The sequence below is a fragment of the Clostridium sp. 1001271st1 H5 genome (assembly GCF_005845215.1).
Lineage (GTDB): Bacteria > Bacillota > Clostridia > Lachnospirales > Lachnospiraceae > Enterocloster.
Map to the genome: position 1 here is coordinate 1 of NZ_SPHO01000047.1, position 4579 is coordinate 4579.

The window sequence follows — 4579 nt, forward strand, 5'->3', positions numbered from 1 at the left end:
ACACGCTTCATAAAATTTCTAACATACTCTACTGCAGTCAGGTTGGAAAGGAACAGATAAAATTCATCCAGACTGGCTGCCGTATTGCCTTGTGTCAAAAGAACATCGCTCATAAACGAAAGCACATTAAAAAGCAATGCATTTTTAAGGCTCCTGCTGGCCTGTAACAGTCCTTTTACCCCAAAAGTAATGAAACCGTCATCTGTGATATTGGTATGTCCATTAAAGAACTTGCTCTCAGCTCCCACACACATAGAATTCAGCCCAAGAAGAATACTCTGAATCATTTCTGCTGTATAAAGCTGTCTTCTGTTTTCGTCAAATCCCTGATATTCTTCCTCAATGAACGCATAAAGATCAGAGAGAACTGGGTAATCCTCCGCAGCCAGGCATTCAAAATCACTTTCGTCTGTAATCCCCCATCTGGTATATAACTTCTGCAGCATGATCTCAATCACATCGATTTCCCTGTCGGAAAAATCCTTGTAGCTTCGGAAAAAGTCCTTTAAGAAACTGATATGCTGGGATAATCTGGACCGGATACGAAAGGTCTGAGGTGCATCCAGATCCTCCGGGCTTCCCGCTTCGTCCCAGGTTTTCGGTTCCAGAGGGTTGATAATGAACTCCCCACTCATTAAGTCGATAAAACACCCTCCCAGATTATTGGTCAGATCTTCATACTCCATTTCCGGATCCAGAGCGCAGATATGCATTCCGGACTCCCTTAAATTCGTCAGCAGCAATTTAAGCAGATAGCTTTTTCCCTGTCCGCTGTTTCCCAGAATCAGGATATTGGCATTCGTCTTATCATCTGCTCTCCGGTTAAAATCCACCAGTACATTACTCCCAAATTTATCTCTCCCAATATAGAACCCGTGAGGATCCGTCTTTCCTGAATAGTTAAAGGGATACAGATTCGCCACACTGCTGGCCGGAAGCACTCTCTCAAACTGATCCTTAAACAGGTTATAACCGCTTGGCATTACACACCGGAACCCCTGTTGTTGACGGAGGATCAGTCGGTCTACATTCAATTTTGATCGGATCAGTTCCGTTAGTACTTCTGTCTGAAGAAGCTTCAAATGCTCCAGATCATGGGCACACAACTCCAGATATACTGCCGTATGGAGGAGGGGTTCTCGGTTACGGTGCATCTGGGCTACGATGGTAGTTACATCCTGTAAATTACTTTCAGCCAAAACAGTCTGCTGTAAATCACTGGTATTGCTCCGATCCATCCGGTTTTTGTTGGCTGCATTACTGATGATCTTCCGCTCCTCAACGGGTGTCACATGACGGGTATAGATCCGCAAGGTTACACCATCTTTCTCCCCTAAATGTGAGAGAATTGCCTGCTCTTCCGTAGCAGTCGGGTACTCCCGCAGTGCCCAGACACAACGATATGTGTTACCACAAATAAAATGATCTGTTTCAAATTTAATGACAGACGGGGCAATCATATCCAGAAATTCCTGGATACGCACATTATCTTCCCTGTCATCAACTGCTGTTCTTCCTTTTTTCAAGTCATCTCCTCCTCACTCTAAATCTCTGGTATGATCCACCGCTCCCCGTCAAAGTCTTCAAACTTCTCTGTGGTCACGTTCTGCTCATAGTAAACAGCCAGGATACGTTTGATATCCTCTTTATCTGCCCGTTTAACAGAAAAACTCTGTTCCTTCAGGGATTTTTCAATCCTGGAAAGGTACGGAAAAATATCCGATTCCTTTTCATCTTTTAACCGCAGCATAATCAGAAATTCACGGGCTGTCGCCATCTGCACCTGAATCCGGTCCAGATGGGTCTGATCCTGTTCCAAAAGACGGCGTATGACTGGATTCTCTTCCTGCTCCATCTGACTTTTCAGAAACCGCTTGTTGTCTTCAAAACTTTCCCTGCTGTTTAGACACAGCATCTCAATCTCTGCCACTCCTTTTAGTACAGTCATAAGAGCATAGATTCTTGCCCCGACACTAGATTCGGACAAAACAGAAATATTCGTTGGTTTTACAATAAAATACACCAGCTCCCCCTGTCCGTAGGTCACCAGACTGTAGTCTGTAATCTCCTTTGCACCAATGAACTGCCGTGTGGAGAGGCGCTTCTCTGCCTCTTTTTTCGCTTTTCGTTTCTCCCTGCTCATTCATACCTCCACTCAAAAAATTGCTGACGCATAAAAAAATACGCACAGGCATACCGGATAAAATCCAGAATGCTGGTATCTTCAAAACGGATCGTCAGAAATCCATATACCCCTGTCAGAACACAAGGGAACATAAATCCCGCCTGCGTAGCTGCTAAAATGGAGACCAATCCGCAAATACCAAGAATCCCAATGTCCCGAAGCTGCCATAACCAAAGTGTTGCTTTTGATTTCAAATGGTCCGGATAAATATACAACCGATCACCTCCAAATAATAACCGCCGGCATGATGAAGCTCTGCCGGCGGTATGTTCGATCCTTCCTCTTATTCAGTTTCCTCAAGTTCTGCCTTTCCCTCTGTCTCCTGCATCTCTCCAGATACTACATGTTCTTCCTGCGAAAGTACATCTTCAATCAGTCCGATCACAAATTCTTTCTGGCTCTGTCCTGTCTTTTTGAGGTATTTTTTTAACCTCTGAAAAAACTCCTCTGATACCTGAAATGCCAGTGTCCTGGTTCCGTTTGCCATCTCTCTTTCTCCCTTCTCAAAGTGGTCTTTTAGAATCCGTTCCATATACTCGTTCAGCTTGATTCCCCATTCTTCCTGTTCTTCCCGAACTTTCTTATGCAGGGATTCTGGAATCATGGCGCATAAATTTTTCTTACGCTCTTCCATTTGACTCTCCTTTCCTCGTTTTTACAAACCAAGTATATCCATAAAGAGATGAGATAGCTATGACGATACCCAACAAAGATTGCCTGAAAACGGAAGCAGAACTACCAATCTTATGGTTCTTTCTCCTCCTTCATCTTGCGCAAAAAATAAGCGATACCACGGAGAACAAAATCCACACACGGTATCGCTACGCTATTTCCAAGAGCTTTATAACGGGCACTGTCCGAGGCACCAGGGATATCTGTCCAGTGATCCGGAAAACCCTGCAACCGTTCACACTCCAAAGGCGTCAGTCTCCGGATCAGTTTCCGGTTCTCAACAATACATTTATCTTCGCTGACATATTGATTATTAATCCCCTTATGATCTGTATATCCAATGGTTCCTACCGTATTCTGATACGGCTCACACACCAGATCCGTAGCATCCTTATGCTGTCTGGCACTCTGAGTCGCTGTTACCCGATTTTGCAGAAATTCATCACTTCTCTGGCGGCTGAACACTGCATGACGGTCTGCGCTCGTAAGAGTATAGGATATATCCGGCTGGCATCCCAGACCATTTCCTCCATTTTGTACTTCCCGATCAATGATATTTCCGGCAATACAATAACTCTCCGGCATATCTGAAACCAGTGGGACATTGTTTCCTCCTGTTCCATACCGGGCTGACATGGTAGGGGCCACCTCATGCGGACCTGTATATCTGGCATCAATCCCGTGATTCTCAAACAGAATCTGGTAATTGTTCCCGCCGGTTTCTGCCTCCTCTGTAAGGGCTAGATCCGGAGTTTCCTCTGCCCCAGCACTCCCCTGCTGGATGCCCATCACCAAAGGCGGATGACCACTCATCCCTGCCCGCAGGGTTGCTGTTACATCGACCGAAACATCCATACGCTCTCCTCCTTGGTCATTGAGGCACAGACACTCTTCTTTTTCTGCACTTTCAAACTTCCTCATCCCCCCTGCCACAAAGGTCTGCATCTGCAAATTGGTCGTTGCCATCAAAGCTCCGGATATTCCATTAAGGTTGATTGTTTCTTCCCTCTGATCAATATGAACCGCAAAAATATCCACCTGTTTTTCCTCTGCTACTCTACTCCCGCCTGAATCCGCAGAGCTGTTTCCAGCTGCGGCGGTAACTCCTTTCCCCTGATCTTGGCCCTCCGCAGGATCCCCAGGCAGGCGTTCCTGCTCAAATAATATCTTTGGTGCGGTGAGTCCTCCAAAATCTGCGACAAGGAAGATTCTACGGCGGCGCTGGGCGACTCCCCAGTATTGAGCATCCAAGACTCTCCAAGCCAGGCTGAATTGATCTCCCAAAATGGCAGCCCCAGCAGATTCCCAGCGCCCGGTGTCAGGTCGAGGCACATGACAGGTACTGTCCTTGATATGGACAATCTCCTCGATGACCGCCCGGAAATCTTCTCCATTTGCGGAACTGAATGCTCCAGGGACATTTTCCCAAACGAGGTATCGAGGTCGAATAAAGTCATCTGATACCCCTCGTCTTTCATCCTCTGCTCTCATCTCCTTTACTATGCGTACCTGGTCCATAAACAGACCGGAGCGCTCCCCTGCCAATCCTTTCCGTAATCCGGCTACTGACAAATCCTGACAGGGGCTGCCTCCGCAGATTACATCCACAGGCGGCAATTTTGCTCCATCCAGTTTTGTAATGTCCCCTACATGGATCATATCTGGAAACCGGAGTTTGGTTACCCTCATGGGAAACGGTTCTATCTCACTGGCCCATACCGG

The 4579-nt window shown here is 46.4% G+C and carries 5 protein-coding genes; all 5 read right to left on the reverse strand.

Going from position 1 to position 4579, the window contains the following annotated elements; translation table 11 throughout:
- A partial coding sequence (locus FGS84_RS30260; RefSeq protein WP_243130128.1) for a DUF87 domain-containing protein occupies positions 1-1460 on the reverse strand: 1460 nt, incomplete at its 3' end.
- Positions 1461-1543: 83 nt separating this feature from the next.
- Positions 1544-2143, reverse strand: a complete 600-nt coding sequence (locus FGS84_RS30265; protein WP_002593804.1) for a hypothetical protein — start codon at positions 2141-2143, stop codon at positions 1544-1546.
- Complete coding sequence (locus FGS84_RS31740; protein WP_038292378.1) at positions 2140-2400, reverse strand: hypothetical protein; 261 nt, start codon at positions 2398-2400, stop codon at positions 2140-2142. The genes FGS84_RS30265 and FGS84_RS31740 overlap by 4 nt, the downstream gene beginning before the upstream one ends.
- A 68-nt stretch (positions 2401-2468) precedes the next feature.
- Positions 2469-2819 carry a hypothetical protein gene (locus FGS84_RS30275; protein ID WP_008400380.1) on the reverse strand — a complete coding sequence of 117 codons (351 nt, stop codon included), beginning with the start codon at positions 2817-2819 and terminating at the stop codon, positions 2469-2471.
- A 110-nt stretch (positions 2820-2929) separates the two neighbouring features.
- A partial coding sequence (locus FGS84_RS30280) for a DNA cytosine methyltransferase (protein ID WP_138311856.1) occupies positions 2930-4579 on the reverse strand: 1650 nt, incomplete at its 5' end.

What these genes read in the sequence shown, in the direction of transcription:
- FGS84_RS30265 (WP_002593804.1), bottom strand. Translation starts at nt 2,143, where the DNA reads ATGAGCAGGGAGAAACGAAAAGCGAAAAAAGAGGCAGAGAAGCGCCTC.
- FGS84_RS30275 (WP_008400380.1), bottom strand. Translation starts at nt 2,819, where the DNA reads ATGGAAGAGCGTAAGAAAAATTTATGCGCCATGATTCCAGAATCCCTG.